Genomic DNA, 15,075 nt, shown 5'->3' with positions numbered 1-15,075 from the left:
GACGCGTATTCCCCTATTCTACGATTTCTCCCTTTTTCTGAAAATCTTCCAGGCTGCATAACCGAAAGCAGCTATGATACACACAATCACTGCGACTGTAGAATACTGGCTGAGATAAGGCAGAGCAGATTCCCAGGCGCTTCCCAGAAAGGCGCCGGACAGAACCAGGGCAGTATTCCATACGGTACTGCCAATCACAGTCAGCACCAAGAACAGCGGAATATTCATTTCATTACATCCGGCGGGGATGGAAATCAGGCTGCGCATCAGCGGAATACAACGGCAGATAAATACGGCCTTGTTCTGATATCGGGAAAACCACCGTGTAGAGCGGTTCACATATTCCGGCTTCAGATGCATAACCTGTCCGAATTTACCGGCAAACAAAGTCTTCAGGCGCTCCGCTTTTAGAATGCGTCCGAGTCCATAGAGGACGACGGCTCCAGCCAGCGAACCGAACGTGGCAAAGACAATGACCAGTGGAACATTCATGGATGTGCTGAGTGTCAAAGCCCCGCCGAACAGCAACACCACTTCCGACGGAATAGGCGGAAAAATGTTTTCAATAAAGATCAAAAGAAAAATTCCAAGATAGCCAAAACTATTAATGATGGAAATGATACCGTCCTGCATAATCGTTACCTCTGATTCCATTTAGAATGCCTTTGATTCCACAGGGTAGAACCAATATCGGCAAATTTGTAGGCAACCCAGCCCAGAATAATCCCCAGAATTGCTCCGGCAAGAACATCGCTGGGATAATGCACGTAAAGATACAGTCTGGAAAAAGCCATCAGCACAGAAGAGATGGCGATTGGAATCCACAGCCTTTTCCTGCTGAAAAACAGTGCGGAAGCCGTCGCGAAAGCAGCAGCGGTATGCCCTGACGGAAAAGAAAAATCATTTGGGCGTGGAACAAGGAGTTGAATTGCCGTGACGTCGCACGGCCTGACGCGGGCAACCCATGGTTTAAGAATCAGGCTGCTGCAGACTGCGGTCATTCCAATCGCCAGAACAATCGTAAAGCCGGCCTTCCGGTATTTGGGAATAAGGCACAGAAAGGCCGCTGTTATCAGCCAAATTGCCGCATAGTCTCCCAGTTTGGAAATGAACGGCATGATCACATCTCCAAAGCCGCTGCGTAGGTGCTGCTGGATAAAGTCCAGGAGGGAGAGCTCAAAAGAAATCAACGAATCACATCCTTTATGCATTTGATGATGAGTATATCAGCAACATTTAAACTTTCGCTTTACAGCGGTTAAACAGGAGATAAACTATTATTTAAATGCATTTGAACCCAAAGACGCCCGCCCGTACTGATTTAAGTCAGTACGGGCGGGCGTTATGTCTCTCTTATGCTTAAGCTATCCCCCCGAAGCGGTATCCTGCACCCCACACCGTTTGAATGTAGCGTGGTCTGGCCGGGTCCCTCTCAATTTTTTCCCGCAGACGGTTGATATGAACGGCGACCGTCGCATTATCGCCCATGGCGTCCATCCCCCAAATTTTTTCATACAGTGTTTCCCGATCGAATACAATATCGACGTTCAGCATGAAAAAAAGCAACAGCTCATACTCCTTGTTTTTCAGTTCGATTTCTTTCCCATCTACATAAACACGGTGGGTATCCGTATGGACTGCAATCGTATCGATCGATACGATTGCAGGAGCTCTCCGGGAATGTGTCAGTCTGGCATATTGGGCCAGATTTGCTTTCACACGCGCCACCAGAACACCGGGAGAAAACGGCTTTTCAATATAATCGTCCGCACCAAGGCCAAGGCCGCGGATCTTATCGATATCCTCCCGACGGGCGGTCACCATCAGAATCGGAATATCGAGCGTTTCCCTGACTTTTCGGCATACGGCGAAACCGTCCATACCCGGCAGCATCAGGTCCAGCAGTATCAGATCGAATTCTCCGCTTAAAGCCCGTTCCAGCCCCGTCATCCCATCTGCGGCAATTTCCACTTCAAAACGGTCGATTTCCAGATAATCCCGCTCGATTGCAGCGATATCTGCATCGTCTTCAACGATCAGTATTTTACTCATCGGTTCCAATCTCCTTTGGCAGCGAAACAGCAATAGTAAGCCCGCCCCCCGCAGCGTTTCGCGCTTCCACGGAACCACCCATTTGCTGCACCGCCTTTGCGACAATGGCAAGCCCAAGGCCGCTGCCCTTCTCCGGATCGCGCCTTGCCGGATCCGTGCGATAAAACGTGTCAAACAGCTTCGGAAGGTCTTCCTCTGCAACGCTCGGTCCGTCATCCGTCAATGTAACGATCGCAAAATTCTCCGTATTCTGCAAAACAATGGTCAGATGTCCCATTTCTTTGTTCTTATATTTCAAGCTGTTGTCGGCAATATTCATCAGTACGCGGTGGAGCTGTTCCGGATCGGCATTCACAGCTGCCGGTTCCAGCGCAGGCTTTACTGCCAGACTCAATCCGCGTGTTGCATACTCCGCTCCAAAATTCTTGACAAAATCTTCGATCAGAGAGTCCAGGTGCAGCATTTTCATATGGAGAGGATACTCATCCAATTCCATTTTGGAAAACAGAAAAATCTGCGATACCATCCGCTCAATGTCCTCTGCCTTGGCCTTAATGGTAAGAAGATATTTTTTCCGCGCTTCCGGCGTCTTCGCAACGCCATCCAGTAACCCTTCCACATACGCTTGGACGGAAGTAAGCGGTGAACGCAGGTCGTGAGAAATACCCGCAAGCAATTCCTTTTGGCTTTCCTCATGCCGCCGAGTCTGTTCCACAGATACTTTCAGTCTTGCCGCCATTTCATTGAAGTCGGCGCATACCAATGCAAACTCATCCTGATTGTCATATTGGATACGAAAGTCCAGGTTACCGTCGCGGATTTGGTGCACACCGTCCGCCAGAATATCCAGCGGACGTTCAATTTTCTGAAACACAAACTTTGTCAGAAAACGATTGGTCAGCAGAATTGAGAGGAAAATCGTAAACACCAGGATAAGCGCAATCAGTACGATCAGCATTTTTAAAGTTGCATTGGAAAATTTGGAGGAACTGCACAGTAAAAAAATTTGATAATGATCGTTTCCAACTTTAATTTGATGGGCGTAAAGGCTGCGGTTTCCGCTCGAAAGAGTCCCCTCGTTTCCAAGCGAGGCTGAAGCTTTCAAGAGAGCAGCGTCGGCGGCGTTTGCATTTCCGTAACGATAGTAATTGGTACCGTTTGCTTCAACCGTCAATGTCATTGCTTCGCGGTCAAGCAGACTGCTCAGCAAAGTCAGTTTTTCCAGACGTTCTTCCGGGGCCGCTTTTAACGCTTTTTCAACAGCGGCAGAGATTCCCTGACCTGCATGGTAAAAATCTTCACTGTCGTCAAAGCTCAAACCCGTTCCGTTTGTGACCGCGTACCAGATAACTCCAATGCTTCCCAGTGCAATCAGCAAAGTAATGCCGACAGGGACTAGGATCATTAACAAATTAGACAGAAACAGACGCTTTTTAATGGTCATGCTGATTGCCGCCTCCAATTTATTTTATCATAGCATAAATTGATGACAGAAATGATAAACTCCAGATAAACTATTCAGGATTCCAATGTTTGTCCGGCTTCATGATCCCCGGCCTTATCTTCCGATCCCTGATCCGGGGATTTCTTTTTTGTGATTGAGATCAGATGTGTCCTGCAGGCAAGTAATCCAACAGCGCAGACCAGAAGCACACAGGGCATCAGCGAAAAGGAAACGTTCGCGAAAAGCTGCCCGAACAGAGGGGCCATTAAAGTGTTTCCTGTGTATGCAAACGACATCTGCAAGCCCATGACCGCCTGTGCGTTTTCTTTCCCGAAATAGACGGGCGTCTGGTGCAGCATGGAAGGATAAATCGGTGCAAGCCCCAGCCCGACGAGGATAAACGCGCCGATTGCAAACAGGGCGGGTAAAGGCAGGATCATAAAAACAAAACCGACGATCAGAAAGATGGTACCTATGTGGATTAATGCTTCGTTGCTTAATTTCATGGAAACAAACCCGCTCACCATACGCCCGACCGTTACACCAAGGAAGAACAGCGACACCCATCCGGCCGCGCTTTCCGGTAAAATCCCCTTCATTTTCACCAGATAGCTGGCTCCCCAAAGCATCATGGAAGCTTCCATCGAGGCATTCAATAAAAAGGAAAGCATGACAAAAACAGAACCTTTTGCCCGGAGCATCGTAAAAAGGCTGTGTTTTTCCTTGCCCTGCCGTATTTCCTCCACAGGCTCGGCGGATGGGTTTTCAAACTTTTTCCACATAGGAAGAGAGAATATCAGCAGCGCAACCAAAGCGAACTGGATAATGGATATGCTGAAATACCCGCTTCTCCAGGTGCGCCCCCAAAGTGCCAGGACAGAAATCAGAGCAGGCCCGAGCATGGCTCCCACGCCCCAGAAGCAGTGCAGCCAGTTCATATGCTTTGCCTCATAATGCTCGGCTACAAATTCATTCAGCCCCGAATCCACCGCTCCGGCTCCAAGCCCGAGCGGAACAGCACAGGCCAGCAGCCATAGAAAGGAAGGCGACACAGAAAAGCCCAGCAGTGCAACGGCCGTCAGGGCGACGCTTACGACCGTGACTTTACCCGTACCGAACCGTCGGATCAGCCGATGCGAAAATAAGCTGGACAGGATGGTGCAGGCCGATATCATGATGGAAACGAATCCCGCGTTTCCTACCGGAACCCTGAACTCCACATTCATGATGGGCCATGAGGAACCAAGCACGGCATCTGGAAGTCCTAAACTGATAAACGCTAAATAAATCAAAGCTAAAAAAATCATATGGAATCTCCTATATTCATCTGCTAAAATTCCGTTTTCTGAAATTGTCCCCTCAGCCCGGACTGGTAAACGGACACCGCCTGTGCGATTAATCCGGCAGTAATATCGGAATTCAAATCCCTTCGATAGATTACGGAGGGGAATATCTCCCGTATCGCCTGTGTGGGGACTTCCCTTTCAAGCGTTTTCTGAAAAGCATCGGTAAAAAAATCGCCGTACAAAACGACATGCCCCGGATTGACAATGCCGCAGAAAACACTGATCAATCTGGATATTGCGGGACCAGCCTCCTGCGGTTTTTCATAGTCGATCGAAAGCCAGTCGATCCCCAATGGCAGCAGGGTCACTTCACCGGCAAATCCGCAAGCTCCTTTCAGGATTTTGCCGTCAATCACGATTCCTGCACCGGGGCCGAAACGCTTCGGAAAGTAGATTCCCGCGATGACGGAAACCTCCACGTTTCTGCTGTATCCAAATACAGCGGCATTGACATCATTTTCTATGACCACAGGCAAATGATATTTCCCCTGAAAATGCTCTGTGAAAGAAGCGCCTTCCAATTCTGCATAGTCATTGGTCAGGATAACGCCGCCGCGCTCCACACCCGGCAGGGAGAAGGCGGCGATACTGATCGTCGGATACGCGCGCAGGGATAAATCCAGCATGGTCTCAAAGCTCGCAAGCCGTATATTCTCAAAGGATTGTTCCGTCCGCCATACTGCCTCGCCGTACAAATTTCCGACACAGGCACTGATGACATTTTTTCCGTTCCGTGTCCGTACCGACAGCGCGAGCACATGGGCGTATTCCGCATTGAAGGTATATGCCTGTGACGGCCTCCCGCCGGTAGCAGAATGCATTTCGCCCAGGGTCACTTCCCCGCTTTCCACAAAGCTATTCAATATATTTCCAACCGTAGCAAAGCTGAGCCCCGTCCGCTGCGTCATCTCTTTGATGGTGGAGGTTTTGCAGGAACACAAATCCCAGAGAACGGTCTGTGCATTGCTTTGTTTCATATCCAACATATTGATTCCCATCAAAATCACCTTTCTTATCAGCTGACCTTATCCCGCGCCACAGCAGCCCAGCCGGACCATTGGCTTTGTTTTACCGTGAAAATCGCTTCCGCGTGTAACAAACAAGTCAAACTGTTCCGCTTTATTCAAAAACCACCGGGCGGTTTCGGTGGTGTGGTAGCTGCTGTAAGCTTCTATCCCTTTCAGCCCCAAAGGAATCAGCTGATCGATCCTCTCAAAATTGCCCCGCAGATTGACCCCCGGATGGGCCAGCACGGATTTACCGCCGTTTCGGTGTATGATCCCGATTACATCCCTCATATCAGGAAAGGTCATGCCGGCGTAACAGGGCTTTCCCTGCGAGCAGTAATCCCAATAGAAATTGACATACGGGTTATCGCTTCGGCCGCCGCCCTCCCTGTAAGGGCGCAAAATGTCGCTCTCGAGATATTTTTCATTTTTTAGCAAGGCTTCGGCAAAAGCTTCTCCCGTCCAATGCTCGCTCCAATACCCTCCGGCGGTGATCGCTTTCAGCTCCGTTTCGGTAAGGGTAAAGCCCAGGCGGTTGATCAGCCGAAGTCTTTCTTTGGATGCATCGACACACTGTTTTCTCACATTTTGCTCTATGGCCCCAAAATCAGGACTTTCGAGCTGAATATCATAGCCGAGGACATGAAAATTGGTATTTTGATAAGTACAGTCAATTTCGACAGCCGGATAACACCTCAGGTGTTCATGCCTTGCCAGTTCAACTGCTTCCTGAGAACCTTTCACACAGTTATGATCGGCTATTGCCATGATGGCAACACCCGCTCCCACGCACATCTGAACAAGCTTTGCGGGTGTGTATTCCCCATCTTCGCTGTAACAGGAATGAATATGCAGGTCGATATTATGAAACCCATTCATCTGTTTGCCCTCCCATCGTTAATAGCAGGCGAACATTGCTCAATATTCTCAGAGGCTGATATATTTCACAAGTTATTATAATTAATATAATAACTAGCGAGATAAGTATAGATCAAGTGATCGGGAAAGTCAATAGCTTCAAATCGCCTGAACCACTCAAAGTATCTGCTAAAAATACCTGTTTGACGATTGTCTGAAATAAAAAAAGCGCCCCCAAACTGGCGGCGCCGGAATCGCTTAACGAAATGAGATATTGTCTTTTGAAATTCCAAACTTTCTGGTTATGGCAGATTTAATTTTTTCTTCATTCAAGAAAGGGACTTTATTTATCTCATCAATAAATCTCCTCGTTGCTTGAATGTGCATATTCCTGCTGCCAACAAAGATGTCTATGTCGATCACGCTCATTCCTTCTGCCGTACTGTTGGCGATCACGGTGACTTTGTTAGTATCCATCAAATTCCCCTCCCTATTTGTTTTTATAATAATTCCAATAATAAAAAAAGTCAACAGAAGAAAATGAGGATGCGACGTTTTTTCCTTCTTCGACAAATTATGCCATAAAACAGGAATAATTCCTGTTATAATAAACATGATCCCTCATAGAACACAAAGGGTGATAAAGCGTAAGAGAAAGGATGTTCAAAATGAAAATTATGGTTGATAGAAATGAATTGGAAAAAAGACTGACGCAAGCCCGAAAGGGAAAACTGATTGAATTTTGTATTGTCCCTTCTCAATTTGATTCCGGTAGATTGAATCCGGCTCTGTTACATATCGGTACCGTATATAACGACGGTTCCTATGAAGATCTGGAAAGCATTTACGAATTCAGAAGATTGCAGTTAGTCGACGATTTCTGATTCCCGCGGCCCCTGTCTTACGGCAGGGGCCGCTTCTATTTTATTTCCAGTAATTACACTTGCAAAATGATTACAATTTTGTTACTATTTAATCGTCCTCGAGAGACAAATAACAAAGGAGGTCGCTGTATGAATTGCCAGGAATTAATTCAACTGCTGCTCCAGTATATCAGCAAGTGTAATCAGTAAAAATGGAATATCAGTTTCTTTTCGGCTCCTGCTTATGACAGGAGCCGCTTTTTTTATAAAGCCGGACTCTCCGGACACCCTAAGTCCGAAAGAAGGCAGGTTCATGAACAGTAAAAATTCACCGGTATCGGATTCGGCAGGGTCACAGCGGTATTTTCCTTTCACTGAATAAACCGCCGAGCATTCTCATATATATGTAGATGTATCCGAATATAGGAGGCATTTGCATGGCAGTGACCAGCAATCATGTAATCTACCGTGGATATACCGATTCATCGCCGTATCCGCCAATCAGGATTCAAGCTCCCAACAAGGATTACGCCAACATATTGATGGATGACCTCGCCGGTCCAAAAGGGGAATTCACCGCAATGATCATGTATTTTTACCAGCATAACATGGCAGGTAAAGATTCAGGAGATTACGGCGCCGTCATCATGCGCATAGCCATTGCGGAGCTGCATCATATGGATATTCTGACGGCGGTAATACGCAAACTGGGCGGAAATCCTCAGTTTCGCGGCAGCAGCAAATCCAACAAGCGATATTGGAATGCGAACAGTGTTTCCTATAGCCAGGACCTGTGCAAAAGCTTGAAAATTGCCTTGGAGGGTGAAAATCACGCCATCGAAGCATATGAAAACCATATACAAATTATTGAAGACCCGAATATTAAGAACATCCTTACAAGGATCGTCGTTGACGAAAAGCTGCACAAAAATTATATTACACAGATGATTGAAAAATATTGTACATAAAAGTTCAGCCACAATGGATTTCTCCATTGTGGCCTTTTTATTTCGGGTCCGCTTTTGAAAAGATGAAAATGCCTGCAGAAGGCATTCCTTATTGTATTATTCCAGTGTTGCGGCTACGCGCTTCAGCTCAGATATGATGCCTATATGCTGGGGACAGACGGATTCGCACTGCCCGCACTCAATACAATCGCTGGCGGCGCTCCCCCCTTGCGTCGCCCACATATAACCGTGTTTCGCAATATCAAGGCTGCCGAAAATAAGCCGGCGGTTCATCGCATCAAAGATATCGGGGATGGCGATTTCCTGCGGACAGCCTTTCGTGCAGTACCGGCAGCCCGTACACGGGATGCCCGGAATCTGGTCGAACGCCTCTTTTGCCTTGGCAATCACCTGACGCTCGGAGGGCTCCAGCGGCCGGAAAGCCGACATCGTGGCAAGATTGTCTTTCATCTGTTCGACATTGGACATTCCGCTGAGCACAGTGATGACATGGTCGAGCGACGCAGCATAGCGGAGCGCCCAGGAAGCGAACGAAGCGTCCGGGTTCCCTTTGCGCAGCACCTCCGCCACCGACTCGGGTGGGTTGGCGAGCAGTCCTCCCTTGACCGGCTCCATGATGATTACAGGTTTGCCGTGCTTTTTCGCTACCTCGAAGCACTTGCCGGACTGTACGGTGGGGCTGTCCCAATCGGCGTAATTGATCTGCAGCTGCACAAATTCCATTTCCGGGTGCAGGGTGAGGATTTCATCGAGCGCCTCGGGTTTGTCATGCATGGAGAACCCCACATGCCTGATCAGACCTTTCGCGCGCTGCTCGAGCACAAAATCCCACATGCCGTAATCGTCGAACGCTTTGGTTCGGTCGCCGCCGCAGTTGTGAAGCAGATAAAAATCAAAATACCCCGCCCCGGTCCTCCTGAGCGACGTGTAAAACATCTGTCTGGCTTCTTCGGCGTTCTTTGCCCCGGCCCAGGCGGGCAATTTTGTGGCCAGCTGGAATTTTTCGCGCGGATAGCGGTCCACCAACGCCGTTTTGACTGCTTCCTCTGATTTTCCGCCGATGTAACCGTAAGCCGTGTCAAAATAGGTAAAACCCGCCGCAAGAAACTGATCCACCATGGTCTTCGTCTGTTCGATGTCGACCTCCTTGCCAAGCATCGGCAGACGCATCAGTCCAAAACCGAGTTTGGGAATGTCTTTACCCAGATAATCCATTCATTTTCCTCCTTATCCTATTGACTCTTACGCTGTTTTCCTACAGTATTTCCAGTTGATTCTGCAACAAGGTTATGTTCCTCCCCCGCCGAAGGCGGGGGAGGAACATGTTTTGCAAACTGAAATGGAATCGCTGTAGAATCATTCTACAACTTAAACTTAACTTTAAGTCAAGGCTTTTTTGAAAATATTGATACCCGCCATTGAAACAACGGCAAGATATGGAGATTCACCATGCGGATGTTGAGGCGCATTCGATAAATTCATCCAGCCATCACTGAAAATTCACAAAACATCAATACACTGAGAATGTTAAGGAGGCTTCTGCATTGGAAGAACTGGTTTCTCAGGTGTTGCTATACATACTGAATCATCCGGCCAAAATCTGTATCGCCGCCGTAGTCTTCGGCTGTCTTCTGGGGGTAATGAAAGCAAGAAAAACATGGCCCTGAAAATCCCGGATATTTCGGTTCCCGCCGTCGGCGGGAACCTTTTTTCTGTTTGGATTAACTGGAATGGAAGAAACAACATAAAATGGCTCAGGAGGTGTTCGTTTGTATTTAGAACCACAATTCGATCAAATGCAAAACATTTTGAAAAGTGTGCCCTCCGCATATGCCATGGTGAAAGGCGGCCCGGGGTTTCCTAATATAAATGGTATGGTCTGCTTTTATCAGTTAGCGGACGGCGTTCTCGTGCTCACACAGATCAACGGTCTGCCCCACAGCACAGGGAGCTGCCCTGCCGATATCTTTGGCTTCCATATTCACGAAGGAAATCAATGTACCGGGAACGCTCAGGACCCCTTTGCCAACGCAGGAGCGCATTATAACCCAAATCACTGCCCTCACCCCGCACACGCGGGCGACATGCCCCCGTTATTCGGGAATCATGGATTCGCTTTTATGGCGTTTATGACGGACAGATTTTCAGTAAACGAAATCATAGGACGTACCGTCATCGTCCATTCATCACCGGACGATTTTAAAACCCAGCCGTCAGGAAATTCAGGAAACAAAATAGCATGCGGCCAAATCGTGCGAAACGGCATGTAAAAAATTTTCATTGTCAGGGGGTGCAGAAAGCATTGTTTCGGGCAGACGCCCGCAAACCGTGCTCAGCATCCCCTGACGACCTGCTCCGCGCACTTGATTCCGTCCACCGCGGCGGAAATAATACCGCCCGCGTACCCCGCGCCTTCCCCGCACGGATAAAGCCCCTCTACGGCGACGGACTGCATGCCGTCACCGCGCAGAATGCGCACCGGCGACGAGCTGCGACTTTCCACCGCGGTCAGAAGGGCGTCCGGATCAGAAAAGCCCTTCAGCTTATGCTCCATCAGAAGAATCCCCTGCCGCATGGAATCGGTAATAAAGTCCGGCAGGCAGTTGTCCAGGCTGCAGGGCGTTACCCCCGGAAGATAGGTCGGCTGACAGCCGCCGATCTTTTTAGACGGCACGCGTTTGAGAAAATCTTCCACCCGCTGTACCGGCGCGCGGAAGTCCCCGCCCCCCAGCTGAAACGCCTGTTCTTCCAGCCTGCGCTGAAATTCCACACCGGCGAGCGGATGCCCGCTGCCGAAATCTTTCGGTCCTACGCTGACAAGCAGCGCCGCGTTCGCGTTTCTTCCGTTCCGGGCGAAATTGCTCATCCCGTTTGTTACCAGACGCCCTTCCTCGCTCGCGGCGGCGACCACCTGCCCGCCCGGACACATGCAGAACGTATAGACTCCCCTGCCGTTTTTCAGGTGTACGGCCAGCTTGTAATCGGCCGCTCCCAAAGCCGGATGCCCGGCAAACGAGCCGTACTGGGAACGGCTGACCAGTTCCTGTGGATGCTCGATCCGGGCGCCGACGGAAAATGGCTTCTGTTCCATCGGCAGCTTCAGGGAATACAGCATTTCAAAGGTGTCCCGTGCGCTGTGGCCGACAGCCAGAATGACGCGGTCCGCTTCCAGCGTATAGGACGAGCCGCCGCGCGGTTTCACCTCCACCCCGGTCACCCGGCCGTCCTTCATCAGGATATTTTGCAGACAGGTTTCAAAATGCACCTCTCCGCCGAGCGCAATAATCCGCTCCCGGATATTTTTGACCGCGCCGGGCAGCCTGTCCGTACCGATATGCGGCTTTGCCAGATACAGAATTTCCTGCGGCGCGCCCGCGGCCACAAATTCCTCCAGCACCTTGCGGGCGCGGGAATCCTTTGTCCCGGTATTCAGCTTTCCGTCCGAAAAGGTACCGGCGCCGCCCTCTCCGAACTGAACGTTGCTTTCCGTGTCAAGCTTCCCTGTTTTCCAGAAAAGGGCGACCTGCTCCTTTCGGCGCTCTACGGCGCTTCCGCGTTCAAACACGACCGGTCTCTGCCCCGCCTGCGCCAGAATCAGCGCGGCAAAAAGCCCCGCCGGGCCGAAGCCCACGACCACGGGACGGATTTCGCGCGGTTTCCCGGCGGGAAGCTCATAGCGGTATGGTTCGGCTTCCGTAATTTTGGGGTCCCGGGGGCTGTGATTTTGACCGCAGTCCACATCCACCGTACAAATAAAATGTACGTCGTTCTTTTTGCGTGCATCCACGGATTTTTTATAAAGCTTGAAAGCACGGATCTGGCCGGAAGAGACTTTCAGCCGCGCGGCGGCCTCCCGCTTTAAATCCTCCTCGGTTCCATCCAGCTTCATGCTGATTTCAGAAATTCGATACATGGTTTCCCCTCTACGATTTTAATAAGGAACGCGCGGCGGCGCTTCCCGCGGTAATTCCGGAGCTCCACGCCCAGTGAAGGTTGAAGCCGCCGCAGTCGCCGTCTATGTTCAGCAACTCCCCCGCAAGGTACAGGCCCGGACACGGTTTGGACTGCAGGTTTTCGTCCGTCTCCCCCAGCGGGACGCCGCCCGCCGTGACCTGTGCGTCTTTCCAGGAAAGCGTTCCCAAAACGGCAAAACGGAAATCCTTTACCCGACCGACAACGGAAACCAGCTCCGCCTGTTTCAGCTGTGCGGCACGCTCCGGCACCCGGGAAAGCGCAGCCCGGACCACTTCCCGCCCTACCAGCTTATGGACGCACCCGCTCAGAAGGTCGCCCGCCGGCAGCACTTCCAGCGCTTCTTTTCTGTCTTTGAGCATGGAAAGAATCTGCTGGACGGAATACTCCGGCAGCAGGTCGAGCGAGATTTCCGTTTTTCCGCCGGTACCGCCTTCCCCCACCAGACGGGAAAGCTCAAAAATGCAGATACCCGACAGCCCGTTTTCTGTAAACTGAACCTCGCCGCTGACGGTTTTTACAGGTTCGCCGTTAAAAAACAGGGTTGCAGCCGCCGCGCTGCGCGCCCCTTTCAGCGGTTTCGCCCGTCGGGGATCGGTTTTTACCTGAACCAGAGACGGAAACAGCTTCGTAACGCTGTGGCCCAGAGAGGACGCGATCTGATATCCGCTCCCGTCGGAGCCGAGCTGCGGATAGGCCTTTCCTCCGCAGGCCAGAATCAGGCGCTTTGCGTGAATCTGGCCGGACGCCGAGGAAATTTCAAACCCGGACGCGGACTTTCTGACCGCGGCAACAGGAAAATCGCAGACGGTTTCCACCTTCAGCCGCTCCAGCTGCAACCGAAGGACGTCCAGAACGGCGGAAGCCTGCAGGCTGTTCGGATAAACGCGGCCTTCGTCCAGTTCCCTGCAAAGCAGGCCGAACGACAAAAAGCGTTCGATGATCTCCTGCGGGGGACAGGCATTGATAATCGACGCCGCCAGACCGGTATCCCCGTGATAATGCGCGATGCCGGCGTTCCTGTTCGTCAGGTTGCAGCGCCCGTTTCCGGTCGCCAGCAGCTTTTTGCCGACGCGCGGATTGGCTTCCAGCACCGCTGTTTTCACGTGAATATGCCTTCGTCCGCATTCCTCAGCCGCAGCCGCGGCGGCCATCAGGCCGGACGCTCCCCCGCCGATTACGGCAATATCGCAAGAATCCATGATATCCTCCTAAAACTGCCGGACCTGCCCGGGCATTCGGCAAAAGTTACTTACAGTATAAGGCATTTTACGGGTAAATGGCAAGCTGTTTAAAGCATTCTGTTACGGGATTCTTCATTGCTGCGGACCTGTATTTGATTGATCCTGACAAAAGTTTCTCAGGATTTTCGGCGGATATTCCAAAGCTTTTGGATAAAAGACGACAAAACCGGCGCGGCTCAAAAGAACCGCGCCGGTTATCTATGAATATTCAGGGAAGGATAACAGCTTAGCCGAAATATCTTGCAAGCAAACCCTTGAAGCCGGCACCGTGGCGGGCTTCATCCTTTGCCATTTCATGTACGGTATCATGGATCGCATCGTAATTCAGTGATTTTGCTCTCTTCGCAAGATCGAGCTTTCCGGAGCAGGCACCCGCTTCGGCATCCGCGCGCATCTGAAGATTTTTCTTGGTGCTGTTGGTTACGACCTCGCCGAGGAGTTCCGCAAATCTGGAAGCATGGTCGGCTTCTTCCAGTGCGTATCTCTTAAACGCTTCGGCAATTTCGGGGTATCCCTCACGGTCGGCCTGACGGGACATTGCCAGATACATGCCGACTTCGCAGCATTCGCCGTTGAAGTTTGCAACCAGTCCGTCGTAAACTTCCTTGTCGATACCCTTTGCAATGCCGACTTCATGCTCGCAGGCAAACGGGGCTTCCGCACTCTGCTCTACAAACTTTTCCTTGGGAGCCTTGCACTGCGGGCAAAAATCAGGGGCCTCTTCGCCCTCGTAAACATAACCACATACAGAACATACAAATTTCTTCATCTTAAAAAATCCTCCATATTAAAATATTTATTCTAAAGGCGGCTGCCTTTTTAAGCATTCTGAGCACAGTCCGTGAAACTGAACATCCGTGGAATCGACAAGGACACAATATTCCCTGGCAATTGCATCTTTGACCGCCGAAGGGACAAATTCGCCGGGAATATCAATCACAGCACCGCAGGAGGAACAGATAAAATGCGTGTGCGGTTCCGTGTTTCCGTCAAACCGTTCCTGACCGTTCACCGTTCCCACGCTGACAATGACCCCGTCATTTTTAAACTGGGCCAGATTGCGGTAGACCGTACCAAGGCTCAAGTCCGGATAGACTGGCTTCAGCGTTTGATACACCCATTCCGCCGTAGGATGGATGGACGTGCTTTTGATCGCATTTAAAATCGCTTCGCGTTTTCTGCTGTAATTTTGTTTCTTTTCCATATCGCTCTCCGTAATTAGTAATGATTACTGTTCTTGTTTTATATATTAGCACACTGTTTCCGGGTTGTAAAGGGGTTTTACAAAAATATTTATAAATAATTGAAAATGTTGAAGCAG

General features: G+C 50.3%; 18 protein-coding genes. 4 read left to right on the top strand and 14 right to left on the bottom strand.

Going from position 1 to position 15,075, the window contains the following annotated elements; all coding sequences use genetic code 11:
• Nucleotides 1-18: 18 nt before the first annotated feature.
• From LY85_RS18025 to LY85_RS17990, 8 genes are all read right to left on the bottom strand, one after another.
• Nucleotides 19-654, bottom strand: coding sequence for a DedA family protein (locus LY85_RS18025; protein ID WP_243122611.1), 636 nt, complete (start codon nucleotides 652-654; stop codon nucleotides 19-21).
• Nucleotides 639-1,190 carry a phosphatase PAP2 family protein gene (locus LY85_RS18020; RefSeq protein ID WP_243122610.1) on the bottom strand — a complete coding sequence of 184 codons (552 nt, stop codon included), beginning with the start codon at nucleotides 1,188-1,190 and terminating at the stop codon, nucleotides 639-641. Before LY85_RS18020 ends, LY85_RS18025 begins: the two co-directional genes overlap by 16 nt.
• 169 nt (nucleotides 1,191-1,359) lie before the next feature.
• Nucleotides 1,360-2,052 carry a response regulator transcription factor gene (locus LY85_RS18015; RefSeq protein WP_141827754.1) on the bottom strand — a complete coding sequence of 231 codons (693 nt, stop codon included), beginning with the start codon at nucleotides 2,050-2,052 and terminating at the stop codon, nucleotides 1,360-1,362.
• Complete coding sequence (locus LY85_RS18010; RefSeq protein WP_141827753.1) at nucleotides 2,045-3,496, bottom strand: HAMP domain-containing sensor histidine kinase; 1,452 nt, start codon at nucleotides 3,494-3,496, stop codon at nucleotides 2,045-2,047. Before LY85_RS18010 ends, LY85_RS18015 begins: the two co-directional genes overlap by 8 nt.
• 74 nt (nucleotides 3,497-3,570) lie before the next feature.
• On the bottom strand, nucleotides 3,571-4,803 hold the full coding sequence (locus tag LY85_RS18005) for an MFS transporter (protein ID WP_141827752.1): 1,233 nt from the start codon (nucleotides 4,801-4,803) through the stop codon (nucleotides 3,571-3,573).
• A gap of 23 nt (nucleotides 4,804-4,826) precedes the next feature.
• Nucleotides 4,827-5,840 carry an ROK family protein gene (locus LY85_RS18000; RefSeq protein WP_141827751.1) on the bottom strand — a complete coding sequence of 338 codons (1,014 nt, stop codon included), beginning with the start codon at nucleotides 5,838-5,840 and terminating at the stop codon, nucleotides 4,827-4,829.
• Nucleotides 5,841-5,867: 27 nt separating this feature from the next.
• Nucleotides 5,868-6,728, bottom strand: coding sequence for a PHP domain-containing protein (locus tag LY85_RS17995; protein WP_141827750.1), 861 nt, complete (start codon nucleotides 6,726-6,728; stop codon nucleotides 5,868-5,870).
• 237 nt (nucleotides 6,729-6,965) lie between these two features.
• A complete protein-coding gene (locus LY85_RS17990; RefSeq protein ID WP_141827749.1) occupies nucleotides 6,966-7,184 on the bottom strand; it encodes a hypothetical protein in 219 nt (72 codons plus the stop codon).
• A gap of 191 nt (nucleotides 7,185-7,375) precedes the next feature.
• Between LY85_RS17990 and LY85_RS17985 the strand changes: the two genes are divergently transcribed.
• Nucleotides 7,376-7,591, top strand: a complete 216-nt coding sequence (locus tag LY85_RS17985; protein ID WP_243122609.1) for a hypothetical protein — start codon at nucleotides 7,376-7,378, stop codon at nucleotides 7,589-7,591.
• Nucleotides 7,592-7,735: 144 nt separating this feature from the next.
• On the opposite strand, the gene LY85_RS17980 is transcribed toward LY85_RS17985, so the two are convergent.
• Nucleotides 7,736-7,945, bottom strand: coding sequence for a hypothetical protein (locus tag LY85_RS17980; RefSeq protein WP_141827748.1), 210 nt, complete (start codon nucleotides 7,943-7,945; stop codon nucleotides 7,736-7,738).
• Between the two features lie 62 nt (nucleotides 7,946-8,007).
• Between LY85_RS17980 and LY85_RS17975 the strand changes: the two genes are divergently transcribed.
• Nucleotides 8,008-8,538 (top strand): manganese catalase family protein, encoded by a 531-nt coding sequence (locus tag LY85_RS17975; protein ID WP_185741273.1) that lies wholly within the window; start codon nucleotides 8,008-8,010, stop codon nucleotides 8,536-8,538.
• 96 nt (nucleotides 8,539-8,634) lie between these two features.
• Here the strand turns inward: LY85_RS17975 and LY85_RS17970 are convergent, their stop codons facing one another.
• Complete coding sequence (locus LY85_RS17970; RefSeq protein ID WP_141827746.1) at nucleotides 8,635-9,753, bottom strand: aldo/keto reductase; 1,119 nt, start codon at nucleotides 9,751-9,753, stop codon at nucleotides 8,635-8,637.
• 329 nt (nucleotides 9,754-10,082) lie between these two features.
• On the opposite strand from LY85_RS17970, the gene LY85_RS19730 reads away from it, so the two are divergent.
• Both LY85_RS19730 and LY85_RS17965 read left to right on the top strand, forming a co-directional pair.
• Nucleotides 10,083-10,205: a hypothetical protein gene (locus LY85_RS19730; RefSeq protein ID WP_279231006.1), complete on the top strand. Its 123-nt coding sequence runs from the start codon at nucleotides 10,083-10,085 to the stop codon at nucleotides 10,203-10,205.
• 102 nt (nucleotides 10,206-10,307) lie between these two features.
• On the top strand, nucleotides 10,308-10,808 hold the full coding sequence (locus LY85_RS17965) for a superoxide dismutase family protein (protein ID WP_347562448.1): 501 nt from the start codon (nucleotides 10,308-10,310) through the stop codon (nucleotides 10,806-10,808).
• Nucleotides 10,809-10,870: 62 nt separating this feature from the next.
• Here LY85_RS17965 and LY85_RS17960 read toward each other — a convergent pair whose 3' ends face one another.
• The 4 genes from LY85_RS17960 to LY85_RS17945 form a co-directional block, all read right to left on the bottom strand.
• Nucleotides 10,871-12,451 carry an FAD-dependent protein gene (locus LY85_RS17960; protein ID WP_141827745.1) on the bottom strand — a complete coding sequence of 527 codons (1,581 nt, stop codon included), beginning with the start codon at nucleotides 12,449-12,451 and terminating at the stop codon, nucleotides 10,871-10,873.
• 10 nt (nucleotides 12,452-12,461) lie between these two features.
• Nucleotides 12,462-13,712, bottom strand: coding sequence for an aminoacetone oxidase family FAD-binding enzyme (locus tag LY85_RS17955; protein WP_141827744.1), 1,251 nt, complete (start codon nucleotides 13,710-13,712; stop codon nucleotides 12,462-12,464).
• Nucleotides 13,713-13,980: 268 nt separating this feature from the next.
• Nucleotides 13,981-14,523, bottom strand: a complete 543-nt coding sequence (locus tag LY85_RS17950) for an NADH peroxidase (protein ID WP_141827743.1) — start codon at nucleotides 14,521-14,523, stop codon at nucleotides 13,981-13,983.
• 27 nt (nucleotides 14,524-14,550) lie between these two features.
• Nucleotides 14,551-14,958, bottom strand: a complete 408-nt coding sequence (locus LY85_RS17945) for a transcriptional repressor (RefSeq protein ID WP_141827742.1) — start codon at nucleotides 14,956-14,958, stop codon at nucleotides 14,551-14,553.
• Nucleotides 14,959-15,075 lie beyond the last annotated feature (117 nt).

This window comes from Clostridium sp. KNHs216 (assembly GCF_006714885.1).
Lineage (GTDB): Bacteria > Bacillota > Clostridia > Oscillospirales > Acutalibacteraceae > Caproiciproducens.
This window is presented reverse-complemented; position numbering and strand designations above follow the sequence as displayed.

What these genes read in the sequence shown, in the direction of transcription:
- LY85_RS18025 (WP_243122611.1), bottom strand. Translation starts at nt 654, where the DNA reads ATGGAATCAGAGGTAACGATTATGCAGGACGGTATCATTTCCATCATT.
- LY85_RS18015 (WP_141827754.1), bottom strand. Translation starts at nt 2,052, where the DNA reads ATGAGTAAAATACTGATCGTTGAAGACGATGCAGATATCGCTGCAATC.
- LY85_RS18010 (WP_141827753.1), bottom strand. Translation starts at nt 3,496, where the DNA reads ATGACCATTAAAAAGCGTCTGTTTCTGTCTAATTTGTTAATGATCCTA.
- LY85_RS18005 (WP_141827752.1), bottom strand. Translation starts at nt 4,803, where the DNA reads ATGATTTTTTTAGCTTTGATTTATTTAGCGTTTATCAGTTTAGGACTT.
- LY85_RS18000 (WP_141827751.1), bottom strand. Translation starts at nt 5,840, where the DNA reads ATGGGAATCAATATGTTGGATATGAAACAAAGCAATGCACAGACCGTT.
- LY85_RS17995 (WP_141827750.1), bottom strand. Translation starts at nt 6,728, where the DNA reads ATGAATGGGTTTCATAATATCGACCTGCATATTCATTCCTGTTACAGC.
- LY85_RS17990 (WP_141827749.1), bottom strand. Translation starts at nt 7,184, where the DNA reads ATGGATACTAACAAAGTCACCGTGATCGCCAACAGTACGGCAGAAGGA.
- LY85_RS17985 (WP_243122609.1), top strand. Translation starts at nt 7,376, where the DNA reads ATGAAAATTATGGTTGATAGAAATGAATTGGAAAAAAGACTGACGCAA.
- LY85_RS17975 (WP_185741273.1), top strand. Translation starts at nt 8,008, where the DNA reads ATGGCAGTGACCAGCAATCATGTAATCTACCGTGGATATACCGATTCA.
- LY85_RS17970 (WP_141827746.1), bottom strand. Translation starts at nt 9,753, where the DNA reads ATGGATTATCTGGGTAAAGACATTCCCAAACTCGGTTTTGGACTGATG.
- LY85_RS17960 (WP_141827745.1), bottom strand. Translation starts at nt 12,451, where the DNA reads ATGTATCGAATTTCTGAAATCAGCATGAAGCTGGATGGAACCGAGGAG.
- LY85_RS17955 (WP_141827744.1), bottom strand. Translation starts at nt 13,712, where the DNA reads ATGGATTCTTGCGATATTGCCGTAATCGGCGGGGGAGCGTCCGGCCTG.
- LY85_RS17950 (WP_141827743.1), bottom strand. Translation starts at nt 14,523, where the DNA reads ATGAAGAAATTTGTATGTTCTGTATGTGGTTATGTTTACGAGGGCGAA.
- LY85_RS17945 (WP_141827742.1), bottom strand. Translation starts at nt 14,958, where the DNA reads ATGGAAAAGAAACAAAATTACAGCAGAAAACGCGAAGCGATTTTAAAT.